The organism is Diplocloster agilis (genome assembly GCF_019042275.1).
In the GTDB taxonomy this organism is placed as follows: domain Bacteria; phylum Bacillota; class Clostridia; order Lachnospirales; family Lachnospiraceae; genus Diplocloster; species Diplocloster agilis.
This window is the reverse complement of sequence record NZ_JAHQCW010000001.1, coordinates 111,602-131,356: the sequence shown is the minus strand read 5'-3', so window position 1 is coordinate 131,356 and position 19,755 is coordinate 111,602. Positions and strand designations below refer to the sequence as shown.

The 19,755-nt window shown below is 48.0% G+C and carries 15 protein-coding genes and 1 pseudogene; all 16 read left to right on the top strand.

The features are described 5' to 3' along the window. Nucleotides 1–49 precede the first annotated feature (49 nt). Nucleotides 50–1,018 carry an ABC transporter permease gene (locus tag KTH89_RS00540; RefSeq protein ID WP_238720232.1) on the top strand — a complete coding sequence of 323 codons (969 nt, stop codon included), beginning with the start codon at nucleotides 50–52 and terminating at the stop codon, nucleotides 1,016–1,018. Nucleotides 1,019–1,043: 25 nt separating this feature from the next. Beyond that, nucleotides 1,044–1,997 (top strand): ABC transporter permease, encoded by a 954-nt coding sequence (locus tag KTH89_RS00535; RefSeq protein WP_238720231.1) that lies wholly within the window; start codon nucleotides 1,044–1,046, stop codon nucleotides 1,995–1,997. 20 nt (nucleotides 1,998–2,017) lie between these two features. Continuing rightward, nucleotides 2,018–2,170: a hypothetical protein gene (locus KTH89_RS00530; protein ID WP_238720230.1), complete on the top strand. Its 153-nt coding sequence runs from the start codon at nucleotides 2,018–2,020 to the stop codon at nucleotides 2,168–2,170. A 53-nt stretch (nucleotides 2,171–2,223) separates the two neighbouring features. Next, a complete protein-coding gene (locus tag KTH89_RS00525; protein WP_158343830.1) occupies nucleotides 2,224–2,451 on the top strand; it encodes a hypothetical protein in 228 nt (75 codons plus the stop codon). Nucleotides 2,452–2,483: 32 nt separating this feature from the next. Continuing rightward, nucleotides 2,484–4,919, top strand: coding sequence for a glycyl radical protein (locus KTH89_RS00520; RefSeq protein WP_158350109.1), 2,436 nt, complete (start codon nucleotides 2,484–2,486; stop codon nucleotides 4,917–4,919). A 757-nt stretch (nucleotides 4,920–5,676) separates the two neighbouring features. After that, nucleotides 5,677–6,588, top strand: coding sequence for a glycyl-radical enzyme activating protein (locus KTH89_RS00515; protein WP_238720229.1), 912 nt, complete (start codon nucleotides 5,677–5,679; stop codon nucleotides 6,586–6,588). Between the two features lie 28 nt (nucleotides 6,589–6,616). Next, on the top strand, nucleotides 6,617–8,488 hold the full coding sequence (locus KTH89_RS00510) for a cache domain-containing sensor histidine kinase (RefSeq protein WP_238720228.1): 1,872 nt from the start codon (nucleotides 6,617–6,619) through the stop codon (nucleotides 8,486–8,488). A 2-nt stretch (nucleotides 8,489–8,490) separates the two neighbouring features. Beyond that, nucleotides 8,491–10,086: a response regulator gene (locus tag KTH89_RS00505; RefSeq protein ID WP_238720227.1), complete on the top strand. Its 1,596-nt coding sequence runs from the start codon at nucleotides 8,491–8,493 to the stop codon at nucleotides 10,084–10,086. After that, nucleotides 10,083–11,750 carry an ABC transporter substrate-binding protein gene (locus KTH89_RS00500; protein ID WP_238720226.1) on the top strand — a complete coding sequence of 556 codons (1,668 nt, stop codon included), beginning with the start codon at nucleotides 10,083–10,085 and terminating at the stop codon, nucleotides 11,748–11,750. The genes KTH89_RS00505 and KTH89_RS00500 overlap by 4 nt, the downstream gene beginning before the upstream one ends. Nucleotides 11,751–11,948: 198 nt before the next feature. Further along, complete coding sequence (locus KTH89_RS00495) at nucleotides 11,949–12,704, top strand: DeoR/GlpR family DNA-binding transcription regulator (protein WP_238720225.1); 756 nt, start codon at nucleotides 11,949–11,951, stop codon at nucleotides 12,702–12,704. Nucleotides 12,705–13,003: 299 nt separating this feature from the next. Next, entirely contained in the window at nucleotides 13,004–13,966 is a 963-nt protein-coding gene (locus tag KTH89_RS00490; RefSeq protein ID WP_238720224.1) for a carbohydrate kinase family protein, read from the top strand. After that, nucleotides 13,966–14,847, top strand: a complete 882-nt coding sequence (locus tag KTH89_RS00485; protein ID WP_238720223.1) for a class II fructose-bisphosphate aldolase — start codon at nucleotides 13,966–13,968, stop codon at nucleotides 14,845–14,847. Before KTH89_RS00490 ends, KTH89_RS00485 begins: the two co-directional genes overlap by 1 nt. Before the next feature lie 67 nt (nucleotides 14,848–14,914). Further along, entirely contained in the window at nucleotides 14,915–16,039 is a 1,125-nt protein-coding gene (locus tag KTH89_RS00480; protein WP_238720222.1) for a sugar ABC transporter substrate-binding protein, read from the top strand. A 28-nt stretch (nucleotides 16,040–16,067) separates the two neighbouring features. After that, the gene (locus KTH89_RS00475; protein ID WP_238720221.1) at nucleotides 16,068–17,585 is read left to right on the top strand and encodes a xylose ABC transporter ATP-binding protein; all 1,518 of its coding nucleotides are present in this window, start codon (nucleotides 16,068–16,070) and stop codon (nucleotides 17,583–17,585) included. After that, nucleotides 17,566–18,752, top strand: a pseudogene (locus KTH89_RS00470) (sugar ABC transporter permease). The gene KTH89_RS00475 and the pseudogene KTH89_RS00470 overlap by 20 nt, the downstream one beginning before the upstream one ends. Before the next feature lies 1 nt (nucleotide 18,753). Further along, nucleotides 18,754–19,725 (top strand): glycyl-radical enzyme activating protein, encoded by a 972-nt coding sequence (locus KTH89_RS00460; protein ID WP_158343854.1) that lies wholly within the window; start codon nucleotides 18,754–18,756, stop codon nucleotides 19,723–19,725. Nucleotides 19,726–19,755: the final 30 nt, after the last annotated feature.

Here is a 19,755-nt window from a genome sequence, read left to right as displayed (position 1 = left end):
ACCCTTGAGGAATGCAAAAAGGGTATAAGAAACGGAGGTTTACAAGCGAATGACGCAAGTTCGTAAATTTGGCAGAAAATCAAAACACAACAATCTGATTCTATATATAGCGATCCTGGCCCTGGTGCTCATCTTTAGCGTCACGACAAAAAATTTCTTCAGCGGGACGAATTTAAAGGCGATTCTTCAGTCTATGGCGACACTGAGCGTACTGGCTTTTGGAGAAACTTTTATTCTGTCCATCGGGGAGACGGATATATCCAACGGCGCGATGCTGTCTTTGTCACCGGTGATCTTCGCGGCATTGTATATGCGGGATGTGCCATTTCTTCCGGCGCTGATCCTCGGTATATTGGCCACTCTGGCATTGGGATTACTAAATGCGCTGGTGATTGTCAAAGCCGGGCTTCCAAGCTTCATCGGAACACTGGGAGTGAGCGGAGTAGCCATGGGACTGACCAGGATCATAGCCAATAACAAACCGATCCTGATGGAGCATCAGGGTATGCTGAAGGTTTTTGGCGGTGAGACCGCGGGAATTCCCAACGCGGTTCTCTGGATGGCGGCTATGCTGCTGATCGGGGACTTCATCATCCGAAGAACCCGGTTTGGACGGAATCTGTTGTGTATCGGAGATAACCGGGAAGCAGCCATGATCTACGGCATCCGGATCAACAGACATGTTATACTGGCGTTCTTACTGGATGCGGTGTTTGTAACGACCGCCGGTTTCATGGAATGCTGCCGGTCTACCTATGTGACGGCAGGGGTGGGGGAAGCTTTGGTACTTAATTCTATCGTGGCCTCGGTCATCGGGGGAACTGCGGTATCCGGGGGACGCGCCAATATGGTCGGTACGTTTATGGGAGCGCTGTTTATCACCATCGTTGCCAATGGCCTGTTTATGTTTGCCATTTCCCCTTATCTGACCAATATCATCGTGGGCCTTGTCATCATCGTCGTACTGACCGGAAACGCGCTGATGTCCAACCGGGAACAGGAATTAAAACGAACATGAAAACGCGGGGAAAGGAATGGAAATTATGGAAAATTCAAATATAAAGCGGCTGGGACAGGGTTTCTTCGCGCATGGTGGGTTTATCGTGCTGGTAACCGCCGCGGTGTTCCTCCTGTTCTCAGTGACTGCAAACGGCTTTCTGACCGCCAAGAATTTTTTTACAATCCTGCGGTCCATGAGCATTGTGACAGTTTTAGCGGCAGGAATTACCTTTGTACTGACATTGGGCGAGATCGATCTTTCGATACAGACGCTTCCGGCGCTGGCGGCCTCGGTCCTGTGCGTCCTGATGAACAAAGGAATGCCGGTGGCGGCTGCATTTGTCATCTCCTTTGCAGTCTGTGCGGGCTTTGGGTTCATTAGCGGGCTGATCATTGTAAAAACGAAACTACCCAGCATTATTATCACGCTGGCCGCGAACATGATCGCCAACGGCTTATCCTATATACTTACAAAACAGCGGGCGGTGGTATTTTCCAATAAGGCGTTTACGAATTTGTTCGCTGGAAATATCGGAAGATTTCCGGTGATGTTTCTGTGGATGGCGGTATTTGTGCTGCTGGGTTATATCCTGCTGCAGAAAACCAAGTTCGGAAGAAACATCGCGTTTATCGGGGATAACCGGGAAGCGGCAGAATTCGCAGGGATTCATATCCGCCATACGATCGTGGCAGCGTTTGTACTGTGCTCCGTATTTTCGTTTATGGCCGGAATCCTGGGATGCGCCCAATCATCCAATGCAGTGTCCGGTATGTTATCGGAAAATATGATGACGGCGATTGCAGTTACGTTAATTGGCGGCACCACCATGGCGGGAGGAAAGGGAAATATGCCGGGAACGATTCTGGGTGCATTTTTCCTGACCCTGATCACCAATGGATTTTTAATCATGGGAATTGCACAATGGGTTTTGTATCTGGTAAATGGAGTGATCATCCTGGCGACGTTATCATTCCGGTATATGCTTCAGAGAAAATAAAGAAACAGGAGGCGAGTAAGATGAAAGTAGACCAGGAAAAAGTGACGGAAGCGTTACAGGCTGTGGAAAAACTGTGCCAACACTGCGGGCTTCATACCGAAACCTGTTATGTGGCGGTGGCTATGCGTTCCCTGTCAACACTGAAATGCGGGGAAGATTCAACGTCGAAATAAAGGGAAGAATAGCTGCGAATCCGCTATTTGGAAAAGAAAGTGAGGTAAGTCAGATGAAATTGGTAATCGACGGAAATATCAAAGAGTTCGATAACGCTTTGGTGGAAGCGGCCGGTGAAAAATGCAGAGCGCTCTGCGAAGGATGTGACATCGGGCTGGAGGAATGTCTGCTGGGCACCCGGGACTGTCCGGTTAAAAACGCGGTGGAATCCATAAACGCCATGATTAGAATGGGACGGGGAATCAAGCGGTATCGGGAGCTGAAAGGGTTGGAAGAATAAAAGAAAATTTTCTATAGAAAGGGGAATAAAATATGCATAAGGAACAGGTAACAGGATATGTAAATGATTTTATGCAGATGAAACCGGAGGATATGTGCCGTTCAGAACGGTTGAAGAAACGGCTGCTAGATACGGTCCCGGAGGTGGACAGCGAACGGATGCGCCTGGTTACGGAAGCCTACAGGCAGACGGAGGGGGAAGAGATACAGATCCGCAGAGCGAAAGCGTTCCGGTATATCGTGGAACATATGACGCTTCGGATTATGCCGGATGAATTAATCGTCGGCAATAACGGCCGCTATATCAAGGGCGGCGTGTTGTATCCGGAGAATAATGTAGACTGGATCGAAAACGATCTGGATATGTTCGAAATACGTCCGCAGGACCCCTACCGCTGTACGGAGCAGACCAAGGAGGAGATCCGCAAATGTGTGCCGTACTGGAAACAATACCGGAAAACCACCCGGTTCCTATCGATGATTTCCGCGGAAACAAAGGCAGTCTATGATACGGGTATTTACAATGCCGCGCTTCCGCTTAATTATGGGATTGGACACACAAATGCATCTTATGGCAAGGTGCTCAATACCGGTTTTAAGAAAATGAAAGAGGACATCGACCGGAAATTAGAGACGGTAGATATGGGAAATAACCCGGAACAGTACGAAGCCTTCAATTTTTATCAGGCGGCCGGTATCTGTATGGAAGGCGCAATGAATTACTGCAAACGCTATGGCGCCTATGCTGAGGAATTGGCCGGACAGGAGACGGATCCGGCCAGAAAAAAAGAATTGGAAGAGATATCCGCCAGATGTTATTATGTATCCGAGAATCCGGCCAGAGATTTTAAAGACGCCTGCCAGTTATTCTTTTTCGCCCATGTGATGCAATGGATCGAAGAGGATGGGTATTCCTATTGCCCCGGCAGATTCGACCAATATATGTATCCGTTTTATGAAAAAGATGTAGCGGCCGGAAAGCTGACGCGGGAGGAAGCGGTAGAACTGGTAGAATGCCTGTATGTGAAGTTCAGCGAAATCAATCAGTTCGTGGATACCGCCAGCGCGAAATATTGGGCCGGCGATCCCACAGGACAGGATCTGAATGTGGGCGGAATGGATTCTGCGGGCAATGACGTGACCAATGAGATGTCCTACATCTGTCTGGACGCGATGGAACATATCAAGGTGATTCAACCGAACCTGTCGGTCTGCTATCATGATAAAACGCCGGAAAAATTAAGGCTGCGTGCGGCAGAGGTAATCAAGACAGGGATCGGGATGCCCCAGAACTTCAATATCGAGGTCGCAAAGGATGCGCTGATGAACCGTGGAGTCTCTTTGCAGGACGCCAGAAACCTGTGTATTATCGGCTGTGTGGAACTGGTGGTAGGCGAGGACAGCTGGGGAAATGGCGGAGCGGCCTGGGTTACGGTTCCGAAGATGCTGGAGCTGGCGCTTAACGGAGGGGTCAGCTATTATGGTAAGGACAAGGGAAAATTAATCGGCGTTAAAACCCAGGATCCCAGAACCTTTCAGTCCTATGAGGAGGTGTGGAATGCTTTCCTCACCCAGATGAAATACTTTATCTACCATGGGGCGATTATCATGAATATGGCGGACTGGATTCACGGAGAAATGGTACCGCAGCCCTATCTGTCATCCCTGATGTTAAATCCTCTGGAAAACGGAAGGGATATTACCAGAGGCGGAGGACGGTATAATTGTCTGTGCCCGCAGGCGGTAGGAATCGTCAATGTGGGAGATGCGCTGTCCGCGCTGAAAAAGCTGGTATTCGAAGAACAAGTATTTACCATGAGTGAAATGACCGATATGCTGCTGAATGATTTCGAAGGAAAGGAAAACGAACGCCAAATGCTGCTGAACCGGGCGCCCAAATATGGAAATGACGATGACTATGTGGACGCTATCGTGTCGGAAGTGGGCCGGGCCTGGTGTGAAGAAGTGGCGAAATACACGATTCCGAGACGGAAGGGCGTACATTCGCCGGGGATCTATACGGTGATCTCCAACGTGCCGTTCGGCGCCCTGGTCGGAGCGCTGCCCTCCGGCAGACTGGCCGGTTTCCCGCTGGCTGACGGCGGACTTTCCCCTCAGGTGGGCTCCGATAAGAAAGGGCCGTCTGCGGTGATCAATTCCGCTTCAAAGGTGGATCAGCGGCTGGCGTCCAATGGAACGCTGCTTAATCAGAGGTTCCATCCATCGGCGCTGGAAGGAGACGCGGGAACCAGGAATCTGGCGTCTCTGATCAAGACGTATCAGCAGAAGGGCGGATATCATATCCAGTTTAATGTGGTGTCCAGCAAGACGCTCAGGGATGCGCAGGAGCATCCGGAGAAGTATCAGGATCTGCTGGTCCGGGTAGCCGGATACAGTGCGTATTTTACAAGTCTGGCTCCTGAGGTGCAGGATAATATTATCCGCAGAGCGGAGATCGGAAACTTCTAAAAGTAGTTGCCTTTTGCGGGGGTAATAGGGGCTGCCGTGCGAAGGGGAGAGGAGGCCGGGAATCCGGGCGGGATATGGGCCTGATGGGTGTGGCGGGAACCCTTTCGGGGAAAGTGTCCGTGTTCCGGGGAATGTGGGCTTGCGCCGGCTGTCTGCTAAACATAAGCGGGGCAGCGGTTCCGGGAACCGGTCCTATTCGTGCAGAACGCCGGATGCGTTCTGTACTCAGAGGACCTTGCAGGTCGGCCGTGAAGGCCGCCCCGCATCCCGGAACCGCTGCCCCGCTTATGTTAAGCAGCAGCACGGCCGCCCAATGTCCCCGGAACACGGACACTTTCCCCGAAAGGATTCCCGCCACACCCATCAGGCCCATATCCCGTCCGGATTCCCGGCCTCCTCTCCCCTTCGCACGGCAGCCCCTCTGCAAAAGGCGGACTTTTTTGCTGGGGGAGGTGGGAAGGACTGAGCTGAGGTTATAAGTTAACTTTAGTTGCAAATATAGTTATGGGTGTTAATATATGTGGCCTGTAGTTATGACGGTGCGTTTAGTTTGGCTGTAAATGTGGTGTTGGTGTAAATGTGGTTGGGGCAGTTTGGTTGTTGTGAATTTGGATATGAAGCTGTAAATGTGATTATGGTGATTATGTTTAGAGTTGAGATAGAGGGATGTTATAAAGAGCGAAGTTGTAAAGTGGAAAGTTGTAAAGAGGGAAGTTGTAGAGAGAGCTTGAATAGTATGAGAATGGAGGAGCTGGTTATGGATCGAGTGGGAACGATTTTTAATATTCAGAGGTTTTCGGTGCAGGATGGGCCGGGGATCAGGACGCTGGTGTTTTTGAAGGGGTGTCCGCTTACTTGTTTGTGGTGCTGTAATCCGGAGTCGAGAGGGGTGAAGCCGGATGTTTTGTTTCGGAAGATGAAGTGCCTGGGTTGTGATAGGTGCGTGGGAAATTGTCCCAAGGGTGCGATCCGGAGTGTTGAGGGGGGCCGGGTGATTGACAGGGAAAAGTGCGATCTGTGTATGGAGTGCGTGAGAAAGTGCTATGCGGGAGCGCTGGAGACTGCGGGGGAAGAGAAGAGTGTGACGGAGATTGTGGAGGAGGTACTGAAGGACTGGCAGTTTTATGGAAATTCCGGCGGGGGTGTGACCCTTAGCGGCGGGGAACCGCTGATGCAGCCGGAGTTCGCGGCTGATATTTTGAGGGAGTGTAAAAGGAATGGAATTCATACGGCCATTGAGACCTGCGGGTATGCGCGGTGGGAGGATTATGAGAAATTGCTTGGATGGCTGGATCTGGTCCTTTTTGATCTGAAGCAGATGGATTCTAAGATGCATCGGAAGGTTACGGGGGTGCCGAATGAACGGATTCTTGAGAATCTGGAAAAGCTCGTGAGGGCCGGGAAGCAGGTGATTGTCCGGCTGCCTCTGATTCCCGGAATTAACGCGCATCGGGAACATATAGAGAAGGTTGGCAGATTTTGTCAGGAGTTGTCTATTGCGCAAGCGCATCTGTTACCGTATCATAAGTTAGGGGTTCAGAAGTATGAAGCGCTGGGGATTGCTTATCCGCTGGAAGAGCTGGGAGCGGTTTCGGATGAGGAATTAGAGGAGTTCCGGCGGATTCTGGAGGGATACGGTATCACGGTAACTATTTATAATCATTCATAGAAGCTGGCGGCATGGGGTGTGATGTGAGTTGAAACAGAGAAGTATTGAAATGGTGCGGAGCATGGCAAATAATATCCGACTCAGGACGAAGATTTTTCTTTATCTGACGGTCTGTATATTTGTCACCATTTTGATACTCTCTTTTTCTGTGTTTGATAAGTCGGAGTCGGTGTTGAACAGTGAGTATGGGGAAACGACACTGCAGGTTTTAAAACAGATTAATAATAATATTGACTACCGGATTAATAATCTGGAGGTTTCTTTTAATTCCTTTTATGCGGGGGAGCGGTTTGAGGATCTGCTGCTGGAAGGGGACTATGACTACGAGGATATGCTGGTGTATTTTGAGGCGGTGAAAAAACAGATAGAGACGTTTCGCAGGGTAAATGAGGATATTCTGGATATCCGTATTTTTTCATATGACGATCATATTCCCTGGGATAATTATTCGCTGTTCAGCGCCGGTGAGATCATGAATGAGGATTGGGCAAGGAATCTGCTGCGGGGAAAAAAATCGGAGGACTTCTACTGGACGGACCGGTATGATGACACGGGGTATCTGGTGAGGGATGATTCGGATCTGTATTGTTATACGGCAGTATTTAATGTGAGGAAAAATAATCCGCTGGCCATCTTAAGGATGGATGTGGATAAAAATAAAATATTTAAAGCGCTGGATACGGTTACTTTGGGAAAGGAAGGGGTGGTGTTTGTCGTTAAAGACGACGGCAGCCTGATCTACCGGAATCAGGAGAGCAAGGACCGGGAACTGAACTCCAGAGAGAAGCTGGAGGCGGTAAAAGCGACGGGACTAACAGAGGGAGTTTTGAAAACAAGACTGAACGGAAAAAAGGAATTTTTGGTTTTCAGCTGTGATAACGCTTTGCAATGGTATGTGATCGGATCGCTGCCCAGCAGTGAATTTGCCCACAAGACCAATCAGGTCCGGAATTTTATTCTGCTGGTATCCAGCCTGATCTGGGTACTGGGCCTTATTTTCAGTTATTTTTTCGCACAGAGCGTCACCCAGCGGATAACGGCGCTTGGCAATGTAATGGATGAGATCGCAGCGGGGGATCTGGATGCGGAGGTGAATATCGAGGGCAGGGATGAGGCAGGGCAGCTGGCTCTGCATCTGAAGGAAATGATCACGCAGATCCAGGGACTGATCGTTCAGCTGGAAGAGCAGCATCGGGTGGAGCAGAAGCTTCAGAATGAAAAATACAGCCTGGAGATCATGAAAAAAGAGGCTGAGCTATATGCGCTGCAGACACAGATTAACCCGCATTTTCTGTATAATACACTGGAAATGATTAAGGGGCTGCTCTATTCGGAGAATCCCCAGAAGAATATTATCACCGCTATCGGCGCGCTCTCGGGTATGTTCCGGTATAACCTGAATACGGAATATACGGCGAAGATCCGGGACGAGCTGACCCATATCCGTAATTATCTGACGATCCACAATCTTCGGTTTGATGAAAAGGTAATCCTGCAAAATCGGGTGGATGAAAGATTCCTGGATCTTCCGATCGTCCGATTTTCTTTTGAACCGATCATAGAAAATGCGATCGTCCATGGATTCCGGGACAGCACAGAGGATAATACGATTGAGATCTTATCCGTGCAGGAGCAGGATATACTGATCCTTAAATTTACCGACGACGGACAGGGGATGGACCCGCAGCGGCTAAGCGAAATACAGCAGAGACTGGCGGCGGAGGAAACGAATATCAACAGCCGGAGAAAAGGCGGGATCGGAATATGTAATGTAAACGAGAGAATCAAAAAGAGATACGGAGCGGAGTTTGGGATCAGGCTGGAAAGCCGGCTGGGAGTGGGAACGACGGTATCTGTTTTCCTGCCGGTATCGCCGGCCTGCGATCAGGGATGGAGGTAAGCATGTATCGGGTACTGACGGTGGATGATGAGCGCTATGTTCGGCTGTGGCTGAAAAATTGTTTGAATTGGGAGGAACTGGGCTTTACGATTATCGGGGAAGCGGCCAATGGCAGGGACGCTTTGGATTTGATTCAGGATAACCGGCCGGAACTGGTGGTGACAGATATGGAAATGAAAGGGATGGACGGTATCGAGCTGATGAAGCAGACAAGGGACTGTTACCCGGATACGGAATTTCTGATTCTCAGCGGTTACAATTCATTCGAGTATGTGAAGAGCGCGGTGACATACGAAGCTGTGGATTATCTGCTCAAGCCGGTGGAGGCGGAAGAGCTTAAGACGGCTCTTGTGCGGGTGGCTGGCCGGCTTAAGAAAAAAGAGCGGCTGCGGAATACCATTTTAACCACAATGGAAGAGAATAAGCGGTATAAAGCGGAGAAACTGATCTTCATGCTGGTGGATTCGGAGCAATATGCGATCGACCGGATCATGGAAATGGTAAACGACCTGGAATTGCCGATGAAGGGAGAAGGCTGTATAGCTCTTATACTGGCTCTAAAGCAGGAGAAAAGCACAGAGGCTGAGGCTGTGACCGCCGCGGCATGCAGGGCGGTAAAAGAACAGATGCAGCGCAGCGGCTGTCCGGTATGCTGCGCGGCCAGGGATAATAAAATCTATGTATTGTTGGAAGAGGGCGGGGAAGGATTAAGGGAAAATGAGATCCGTTCACAGTGCGAAAGACTCCGGCGGTATCTGGAAATACATTTTCACCTGACCGTACTGGCCGGAATCGGGAGAAAAGTTCCGGATCTGCTCTGCGTCGGAAAATCTTTTCAGGAAGCGGGAGAGGCTCTGGAAATCTGCGGGGTGCGCAACGAGGATGGAATCTACCAATATATGGATATGCCCCATGCGGTTCAAAAAGAGGTAATCCAAAAATATGATGAGGCAGTGTTCGCCAATGCGCTGGCAAGGCTGGATGAAACCGCGGCCAGGGAATGCATCGGAGAGGTATTCTTACGGATAAGCAGCTTAAAAGAGGCGGATATAGAAACCGTCCGGATGGTATATTACCGGCTGCTGACCATTATCATTCAGGAAATCTATGACAGCGGAATGACCCCGTCTATGTTAGATATCCGGCTGGAACGGTTTTTCCGGGCGGTGAATGAACCGCTCAGCATCGGGCAGATGCAGGAGGTACTGCTGAAAATAACGGCCCAGTATGTGGATACGGGCAGGAAACTGCAGCAGACCTCCAACACGGCAATAGAGGAGGCCCGCAGTTATATTGACCAGCATTACCGGGAGGAGATAAGCCTTCGGGATATAGCGGAGGAGATTCATATGTCCGCCAGCTATCTGTCGTCCATATTTAAGGCCAGGACGGGAATCAATGTGATGGATTATATTACGAAAAAGCGTATGGATGAAGTGGTTTTCCTGATGAAAAATCCGGCGCTTAAAATTTATGAAATATCGGTGGCGGCCGGCTATCAGGATACCAAATATTTTAGTAAGGTCTTCCGAAAGATCTACAGATACAGTCCGTCGGAATACCGGAAAATGCTGTTAAAGGAGATGGACGGCAGATGAAAAAGAAGAACAAGGGAGTTGGGATTCCATTTCTCCTGATTGTGCCGGGTATTCTTATACTTCTGCTGGCAGCGGGTATCCACAGGGATGAATATGGGGATATAGACCTGGTAGAATCGCCGCCGCAGAAAATCGGAGAAGAACTGGAAAGTGAACTTGGCGGTTTTAAGGAGCCGGATTTCAGCTTTCATGATACGGATACCGTCGTTTTAACGAACAGGGAGAAGGCACCGCAGGTAAAGGAGTTTGAGGGAATCACCCTTACGGTGGCGGCCCCGCAGGACCGTATGGCGGACTTCCTGAAAAAGGACGGGACCGCCTGGGCAGCACAAAATGGAGTGAATTTAAAAATAGAAGAAATTCCATTTTCTAAAATTTTCGAAAATACCGCATATGATATTATCAAAGGTGAAAATAAGTATGATATTATATTATATCCGTCCTACCTGATGGGAGATCTGGTGGAAACCGGAAAACTGGTTTCGCTCAATCGATTTATCGATCTGGAAACTGTGAATTTATCTTACAGTGAGGGCGGCCTGGAATGGGATTCCTATTTTCCGCACTACAGGGAAATCTATAATTGGTATGGAGACAATATCTATGCGCTGAATGTGGATGGAGATGTATTTATCACCGCTTACCGCAAGGATCTTTGGGAAAAATACGGGTCTGAATTTGAGAGCAGGTACGGCTATGAGCTTAGAATCGGCGATCAGCTGTTCCCGGAAACCTGGGATCAATATTACGATATTGCGGAATTCTTCAATGGGAAGGATGGTTCCGGTACCGCGGAGATCAATGCCAGAAGCCGCGGCTCTGCCTGGCATTTTCTGGTGCGTTATGTATCCTATCTGGAAAAGGATGGGTTATATAATGGGGACGCCTATTTTAATTCGGTGACCATGAAGCCGTTAATTAACAATGAGGCGGGGGTCCGGGCAATGGAGGATATTGTTTACTGTGTCCGGGGAAATTATTCGACGGAAGAGATGAAGAACCTGAACTGGACCGATATGCAGAATAACTGGGCGGCCGGAAAAATCGCGCTGCTTTTTACCTGGCCGGCTACTTTTGACATAGCAAGGAGGGATATTTCCGTGCTGCCCCAAAAGGCGGCGTCCACGGGATATTCTATGATACCGGGCAGCTATGAGGTCTTCCAGGTCAAGACCAATTCCTGGAAGAAAGTAGAGGAGATACATCGCGCTACGATGTTAGGCCATGGCTGGCAGTTTTCCATTATCAATACCTGTAAGAACCAGGAGGCGGCCTATGACCTGATCCGCTTCATGACTACAGGAGACCGGCTGATCCATAATGTACAGAAAGCTTACTGGGAATATGAACCGGTCAAGACCTGGGAGTGGGAGGATGAGACGATCCGGGACATTTACAAAGAAGCGGATAGCTTTCTGCCGGCGCTGGCTCTGGGGCACCAGTACGGAGTACCGGATCTTCGGATTCCCGGAGCGGTACAGATGTATGATGCGATCGAGATCTATAAGCGGCAGGCGATCGAAGGCAAGATGACGCCGAAGGAGGCGGTGGATGCGATCGCGGCGGATTGGGAGAAGATAGTGAAGCAGAGGGGCGTGAGCAAAATGCAGCAGAGCTATCTGGATACGATCACGCCGAGAGATATATATGAGGTGCTGGATTAGAATGGATTTCCTGGACAATAAATTAGCAACCTTTTAAATTACATACCGTAAGAATATCTGCGATTATAGTATATTGACTAATCCGAAGTGATATGCTTTAATGAATTTAATGATATGCCTGATGAATTTGATTATATTGATTAAATGTTATCAAAACAATTGGGTTTATTGGGAAGTTACTTACGGGAGGATAAGAGGTTGAAAAGTGAACGCCTGAATGGAATAAGGGAGTATATTCAAAAAAAAGAAACCGTGACGATTGAAGAGCTGTGTAATGAGTTTTCCATATCTCCGAATACGGTTCGGAGATATCTGACCGAACTGGAAAAAATGTGCGCGGTCAGGAAAATATATGGAGGAGCCATGGTTGTTCACATTAATGAGTCATCAGCCGAAACACACAGAGCATCCATGGAGATAACAGCCAAGGCGGCGATAGCGAAACGGGCGGCGGATATGATTGAAGAAGGAGATGTTCTATTCATGGATACGGGATCTACGGTAGCCGCGATGCTGGATTACCTGAATCCGGAAAAGAATGTGACGATTGTATCCACCAGCGTGCCGGTAATCATGAAAGCGATTCAGCTGAAAAATGTGAATCTCATCTGTCTTGGCGGCATGTATTATGAGAATACGAATTCGTTTTATTCAAATGAGACATTGATGGAAAGTGAAAACATGAATTTTACCAAATTGTTTTTGGGGTGTACCGGAATAACGAACAAAGGAGAAGTAACGAATACGACTTATTACGAAACAGCTTTGAAGCATGTTATTATCCAGAAGAGTGACAAGATAATATTGACGGCCGATCATACAAAAATAGGGAAGAATGCACTCAGAAAATTATGTGACTTCAGTGATTTATATGCGTTTGTGACGGATATAAAACCGAACGACAATATAATTCAGCGCTGCAGTCAAAATAATGTGAAGCTTATATATAACTAAAATTAATATTAATGTCAAAGTCGAATATAACTGTAAGTATACAAATTGATTAAAATAGGGAATGAGTTCTGAATAATTTGGAACTCATTTCTTATTTTTTTACTAAAAACAGGAGATAACAAAATAAAATTTATTAATATAACGATAAAATTAGTTATTTTGCAATAAAATGACAGTTAAATTATGGAATAAATGCCAATTGATTCGAAAAATGTGTAATGCTATAATTCAAATATAATCAAAATAACCAATATAACCAAAATAACTAATTTTGATTCGTATCCATATCGGAGGCAGCTATGCAAAAGAAGGTAGATGTGACTTGTATTGGCCAGGCATGTATCGACGTATTAATCGGCTGGAAATACAAAGAAATCACGCTTCAGGAAAAAGAGCGGAAGGTATCATCAGAAACTACGATAGCGGTCGGCGGAGACGGTGCAAACTTATCCTTGATATTGGCCAGAATGGGAATCGGGGTGGAGTTTATTTCTACATTGGCTGATGATTCGGCAGGAGACATCATCTGCGGCCAAATGAAACGGGCGGGCGTCATTCTAAAGAAACCTGTTAGAACCGGCCGTACTCAGATTGTCAGCGTTTTTGTGCCGGAAAACAGGGAACGGAGTTTTATCTTTGGAGGACAGGATTATCCGGACTTTAGTATCTCGCCGGAAATGGTACAAAATTGCAGGATCCTTTCACTAAACAGCCTGCTGCGTCCGCCGCTTTTAAATCCGGAAAATGTACTTTGTGCAGTGAAGTCGGCGCATGAGGCTGGCGCCATTGTATGTGCGGATATTTATACCAGATGGGAGATCACGGATTTGGACCAATATGCCGGGGCTTTCCGATATATGGATTATTTCTTTCTGAACGAAGATGAAGCAAAGCTTTATTCCGGACAAAAGGACGCCAGAGAAGCAGCCAGGATATTTTCTGGGATGGGTGTTCGAACGGTTCTGGTGAAATTGGGAGAAAAGGGATGCCTTGTAATACAGAACGGGCAGGAGTTTCATTATCCGGCAGTCCGTCCGGAAACAGTTCAAGATACGACTGGAGCGGGAGACAGCTTTATGGCAGGATTTGAAATCGGACTTCTGGAACAAAGGAGTCTGGAGGAATGCTGTAGGATCGGAGCACGGGCAGCAGCGGCATGTATTGCCAGAACAGGGGCTGTTGCGGGAATCTACAGCCGTTCACAGATTATGGACGACAGTCCGGTTGAACTGACGAGGGCGAAAAATAAGGAGGTATGGTAATGCTGGTTACGATGAAGGAAATACTGGACCATGCAAATACTGAAAACTATGGGGTGGCGGCGCCGAATTTTTTTTGCGAAGTGGATGCCAGAGCCGCCCTGGAGGCAGCAGAAGATTTGAATGCGCCGATCATCTTGGATATATCCTATAAGAATTCCATGGATATTATCTTCACCGGAAGTTATGTGCTGCGCTTGGCGGAGCAGGCCAAAGTCCCGGTGGCTCTGAACTTGGATCATGGGCAGAATCTGACCCATGCAGTAACGGCGATTCGGGCCGGCTTCACTTCTATGATGATAGACCGCTCTATGCTGGATTTTGAAGAAAATGTGCGGCAGGTGAAAAAGTTGGTGGAAATCGCCCATTCTGTAGATATGAGTGTGGAAGCGGAATTGGGACATGTAGGAAAAGGAGAGCGCTATCAATCAAAGGACTGCGGGAAGCTGACAGATCCGGAGGATGCAAAGAGATTCGTAGAGCAGACAGGGGTGGACTGCCTGGCTGTATCAATCGGCACCGCTCACGGATCCTACCAGGGAGAACCCAGAATTGACTTTGAGCGGCTGAGCAGAATCAAGGAAAGAGTAGCGGTTCCGCTAGTCATCCACGGCGCTTCGGGAACAGGAAGAGATAAACTGGCGGAGGCCTGCAGGCTTGGGATCAATAAAGTGAATATCAATAACGATCTGCTCCAGGCCGCTTATGAAGAAATTATCGCCCATGATATGAGCGGAAACGGGGCATACGGCCTGTGGAAGCATTTGAAAAATGGTTATAAGCAGAGGCTGATGGAATACATACAACTGTTCGGCGGAGCGGGTAAGGCATGGCAGTCCAATCAACACGGACTGATCCGCAAAGAGATTTCATTGGTGGAATAAAAAACGAAGGTAAACCTCAATCAGAGGCTGAACCGTATAGAAACAATTACAAAAAGGAGGAAACGAAATGAAAAGAAACTTCAAAACCTTAATAGCGGCTTGTATGGCCGGTACAATGATCTTGCTGCTGGCGGCCTGCGGCGGGGAAAAAGGGCAGGAACCGGTGGCGGCGCCTGAGGAGAGTACGGCGGCTCCGGTACAGGATGCGCAAAAGCCTGAGGAAAGCTCCAAAGATGAGACAGCCGGTGATAAGTACAAGATCGGTGTGTGTTTTCCCACATCCATGAATGAGTTCTGGCAATATGATGTGAAAATGATGAACGAAGTGGCAGAGGAACACAGCGACGTGGAGATTCTGCTGCAGGTGGCGGATGACGACGCGGATACTCAATTTTCGCAGGTAGAGAATCTGATCACCCAGGGAATTGATGCGCTGATTATCTGCCCGGTAGACACTGCGGCGATCGGGCCGGCGCTGGACGCCTGCCACGAACAGGGGATCTACGTGGTATCCCTTCGGAGAATTGCTCAGGACTGCTGGATCGATGCGATCTCACTGTTCGACCAGTATCAAAAAGGGTATCAAAGTGCAGCGGCAGCCTTTGAAGCAGCACCAAAAGGAAATTATGTATTATTAAACGGGGATATTTCCAGTTTGCCGGATGTGGAGGAATTCAAGGCGGCCTGGTACGACGTACTGCAGGAGGCGATCGATGCGGGCGACGTGAATGTAGTGCTGGAACAGTACTGTACCAGCTGGTCGTCGGATCAGGGCTTGATGCATACGGAGAATGCATTGTCTTTGACAAATAATAAGATCGATGCAATTATTTGTGCCAACGATGATATTGCGGCCGGCGCCATATCTGCGCTGGAGCAGGCAGGCCTTGCCGGCGACGTGATTATCACCGGAGCAGATGCGAACCTGTCGGCTTTAAAATACATAATGGACGGGAAACAGTACAGTACGATCTGGCAGGATTCCAAAAGCCAGCATGAGCAATGTGTAGATCTGGCGTTGAAGTTAATGAAAGGGGAAGCGCTGGGAGATTCCGATACCTCTTACAATAACGGGAAGATGGATATTCCGGCTTACAAATTGGAGATCGACTTTATCAAGAATAAGGAAGATATGCAGGAATCTGTTATCGCGGACGGACGCTATACGGACAGCGAAGTATTTGGAGAATAAGGTAATATACATAAAACAGGTGATGGATATGTCGGATACGATTTTAAAAATGGAGAATATAACCAAAGAATTTCCTGGAGTCAAGGCTTTAGACTGTGTGAATTTTGAAGTGAAACACGGCAGTATTCATGCGCTGGTAGGTGAAAACGGAGCTGGAAAATCCACGTTGATGAAGGTGCTAAGTGGAATCTATCCGGACAAAGAGTATGAGGGAAAGCTGATCTATGAAGGTGAGGAACGGCATTTTAAATCAATCAAAGACAGTGAAAAAGCCGGAATCACGATAATTTACCAGGAACTGAATCTGGTTAAATCCATGAATGTCTGTGAAAATATTTTCCTTGGAAATGAGAAAAAGAAAAATCATATGATCCAATGGGATCAGGAAATGGAGATCACCAGACAGCTTCTTAAAAAAGTACATCTGGATATTCTGCCTACCACCAGGATTGAGGATCTGGGAGTTGGGAAACAGCAGCTGGTGGAGATCGCCAAAGCTCTGGGAAAGCAGACAAAGCTGCTGATCCTGGATGAGCCGACAGCATCACTGACAGAAAAAGATACGGAAAATTTGTTTGTGATTTTAAAACAGCTGAAGCAAGAGAATACCACCTGCATTTATATCTCCCATAAACTGAATGAAATTTTCGAAATTGCGGATACCGTTACGATACTTCGGGATGGGAAGACGATCAACACGGCGGATATTAACAACCTGACAGAAAGCGGGATGATTGCCCAGATGGTTGGACGGGAATTATCGAAGCTCTATCCGGCGAAACGTCATAAGCCTCAGGATGTTGTAATGGAAGTCAGGGATTGGACAGTTTCCGATCCCGACAATCCGCAGCGGAATATGATTGATCAGGTTAGCTTTACGGTGAGAAGAGGGGAGATCCTGGGAATATCAGGGCTGATGGGGGCGGGGAGAACAGAATTAGCCATGAGCCTGTTTGGTATCTACCATCCGAAGGCGGGAGGCAGGATTTGGCTGGACGGACAAGAGATCCATAATAAAACGCCATGGGAAGCAATACGAAACGGGATCAGCTACGTATCTGAGGACCGGAAACGGTATGGGCTGGTCATGAGCTCCGACATCAAGGAAAATATGTCTCTGGCCAGTTTGAAAAAATTGGCCAGGTTTGGAGCGATTGATGAAAATAAAGAGATCCGCCGGACCAATGAAAAGGTGGAGGAATTAAATATCCGGACACCTTCGATTATGCAGAAGGTAGGAAACCTAAGCGGCGGGAACCAGCAGAAGGTGATTCTGGGTAAATGGCTGCTGACGCTTCCAAAGGTATTGATCCTGGATGAACCGACAAGGGGCATCGATGTCGGCGCGAAGCTGGAAATCTACAATATTATGGAGGGACTGGCCGCACAGGGAGTAGGCGTCGTGCTGATCTCCTCTGAAATGCCGGAAATCCTGGGGATGAGCGACCGGATTCTCGTTATGCATGAAGGAAAGATGAGCGGGGAGATTTCCAGTGATGAGGCGGATCAGGAAACCTTAATGCGGCATGCGATTGGAGGAAAATGATATGGACCGTACGAAGATGAAATTACTGATCCGGAATAATATTTCAAAATTTGCGCTTGTAATCGAGCTGCTTATTATATTTCTGACCTTTCAGATACTGACCAATGGAATATTCACCAGCTATATGAATTTTACCAATCTGCTGATGCAAGGCTGTACCTATGCGATTATCGGGATCGGTATGGTTCTGGTAATGGTTACCGGAGGAATCGATCTGTCCGCAGGATCTGTACTGGGATTTTCGTGTTCACTTGCCGCTCTGATGGAATGTGACTGGAATTTTCCGGTACCAGTCACTATACTGATCACGCTGGCATGTGGGGCATTGATCGGATGTTGGCAGGGATTTTGGATTGCCTACCGGGATATGCCGCCGTTTATAGCAACCTTGGCGGGGCAGCTGGTGTTCCGGGGCATGACGCTGCTGATCGGCAAAGGAGAAGCGATCGGTCCGGTAGGCGACAAATTTGCCTCCTTCGGCAGATCTTTTCTGCCTAATATTTTGTTCAAGGAGAGTAATTTCAACGATCTGAGTCTGTTCCTTGTGCTGGCGGTAGTGTTGGCGGTTATTTTCAGGACGATCCGGAAACGGAAAAATAGAAAGAAATATGGCTTCGAAGTGCCTCGGCTGTCGGTAGAGATTGCAAAGACGGCTGCAGTCTGTAGCGTGATCTTAATCATTGCTTTTTTGCTGCTCTCTTATAAAGGAATTCCGTTTGCTCTGGTGGTGCTGGGTATATTGGCAATCATATTCAGCTTTATTGCGGAAAATACTCCATTCGGCCGCAGTGTATATGCGATCGGAGGGAATCGGGATGCGGCGAAGCTATCCGGAATCAATATTAAAAGAACGGTTTTTTTGTCTATGTGTTAATGGGTTTGATTATCGGCTGTGCCAGTATCGTATTTCTGGGGCGTGTAGGTCAGGCGACCTCGTCTACCGGTACGAACTTTGAATTCAGTGCGATTACTGGCTGCATCGTAGGAGGTACCAGTACGTTAGGCGGCAGCGGAACGATCATCGGTGCAATTATCGGAACGATCATGATGGCGAGCCTGGATAATGGGATGAGTCTGCTGAATCTGGGAACGACCTATCAATACTTAATTAAGGGCTTGGTACTGCTGGGGGCAGTGGCGATCGACATCAGTAGCAAGAGGAAATAGTATGAACAGACGAAGTGGAGAATTTGGCGTAATTACGGATATACAGAAATATTCGGTACACGACGGACCGGGTATCCGAACGGTGGTGTTTTTTAAAGGATGTCCGCTGCGCTGCAGGTGGTGTTCGAATCCCGAAACAAATTCTGTCAAAAGAAATGTGATGTACACGGTTAACCAATGTATCGGATGCGGCAAGTGTGAGAACGTCTGTCCAAAACAGGCGATACGCCTGACTGGGTCCGGAGTCCAAATTGATGATGCAAAATGTGTCTGCTGCGGAATGTGCGTGGATCACTGCTATGCTGGCGCATTAAAGATAATGGGCCGTACTGTCACCTCGGAAGAAGTGATGCGGGAAATCCGTCAGGATTCGGTGTTTTATAAAAATTCTGGTGGCGGGATTACGTTAAGCGGAGGTGAATGTACCATGCAGCCGGAGTTCGCGGCTGAATTGCTTTCCGGTGCTCATAAAAGCGGATTTAACACGGCGGTCGAAACCTGTGGTTATTGTGGATGGGAAGCGTTTGAAAAAATATTACCGTATACAGATTTCTTGCTGTTTGATTTGAAACATTCCGATTCGGCAGAACATGCAAGGTATACAGGTGTTCGTCAAGAACGGATATTAGAAAATCTCGGGCGGATCGGCAGACTTAATCAGAAACTGATTATCCGCTATCCTTTCATACCTGGTGTGAATGACGGATTGGAAAATACAGTCTGGATCCGTCATATGGCAGAAAAATACGGCGCCAGGGAGATCCATATTCTTCCATTTCATCAATTTGGAATGTCGAAATGGGATGGCCTGAGAGAGATATATGAATGCAGGGATTGGAAGGAACCGGAGAATTTTGCCCTGACTCAGGCTGAAGAAATACTGAAGGTGTCTGGAATCCCTGTAAATATCGGAGGATCCGGCGACTACAAATGGCTGGCAGGCGAAGTGCCATTAGATTCAACCGCCGATTGATAAATTTCCGGTAAACGAAGTACGAGTGAA

Coding starts and splice junctions, on each gene's coding strand:
- KTH89_RS00540 (WP_238720232.1), top strand. CDS start 50: ATGACGCAAGTTCGTAAATTTGGCAGAAAATCAAAACACAACAATCTG.
- KTH89_RS00535 (WP_238720231.1), top strand. CDS start 1,044: ATGGAAAATTCAAATATAAAGCGGCTGGGACAGGGTTTCTTCGCGCAT.
- KTH89_RS00530 (WP_238720230.1), top strand. CDS start 2,018: ATGAAAGTAGACCAGGAAAAAGTGACGGAAGCGTTACAGGCTGTGGAA.
- KTH89_RS00525 (WP_158343830.1), top strand. CDS start 2,224: ATGAAATTGGTAATCGACGGAAATATCAAAGAGTTCGATAACGCTTTG.
- KTH89_RS00520 (WP_158350109.1), top strand. CDS start 2,484: ATGCATAAGGAACAGGTAACAGGATATGTAAATGATTTTATGCAGATG.
- KTH89_RS00515 (WP_238720229.1), top strand. CDS start 5,677: ATGGATCGAGTGGGAACGATTTTTAATATTCAGAGGTTTTCGGTGCAG.
- KTH89_RS00505 (WP_238720227.1), top strand. CDS start 8,491: ATGTATCGGGTACTGACGGTGGATGATGAGCGCTATGTTCGGCTGTGG.
- KTH89_RS00500 (WP_238720226.1), top strand. CDS start 10,083: ATGAAAAAGAAGAACAAGGGAGTTGGGATTCCATTTCTCCTGATTGTG.
- KTH89_RS00490 (WP_238720224.1), top strand. CDS start 13,004: ATGCAAAAGAAGGTAGATGTGACTTGTATTGGCCAGGCATGTATCGAC.
- KTH89_RS00485 (WP_238720223.1), top strand. CDS start 13,966: ATGCTGGTTACGATGAAGGAAATACTGGACCATGCAAATACTGAAAAC.
- KTH89_RS00480 (WP_238720222.1), top strand. CDS start 14,915: ATGAAAAGAAACTTCAAAACCTTAATAGCGGCTTGTATGGCCGGTACA.
- KTH89_RS00475 (WP_238720221.1), top strand. CDS start 16,068: ATGTCGGATACGATTTTAAAAATGGAGAATATAACCAAAGAATTTCCT.
- KTH89_RS00460 (WP_158343854.1), top strand. CDS start 18,754: ATGAACAGACGAAGTGGAGAATTTGGCGTAATTACGGATATACAGAAA.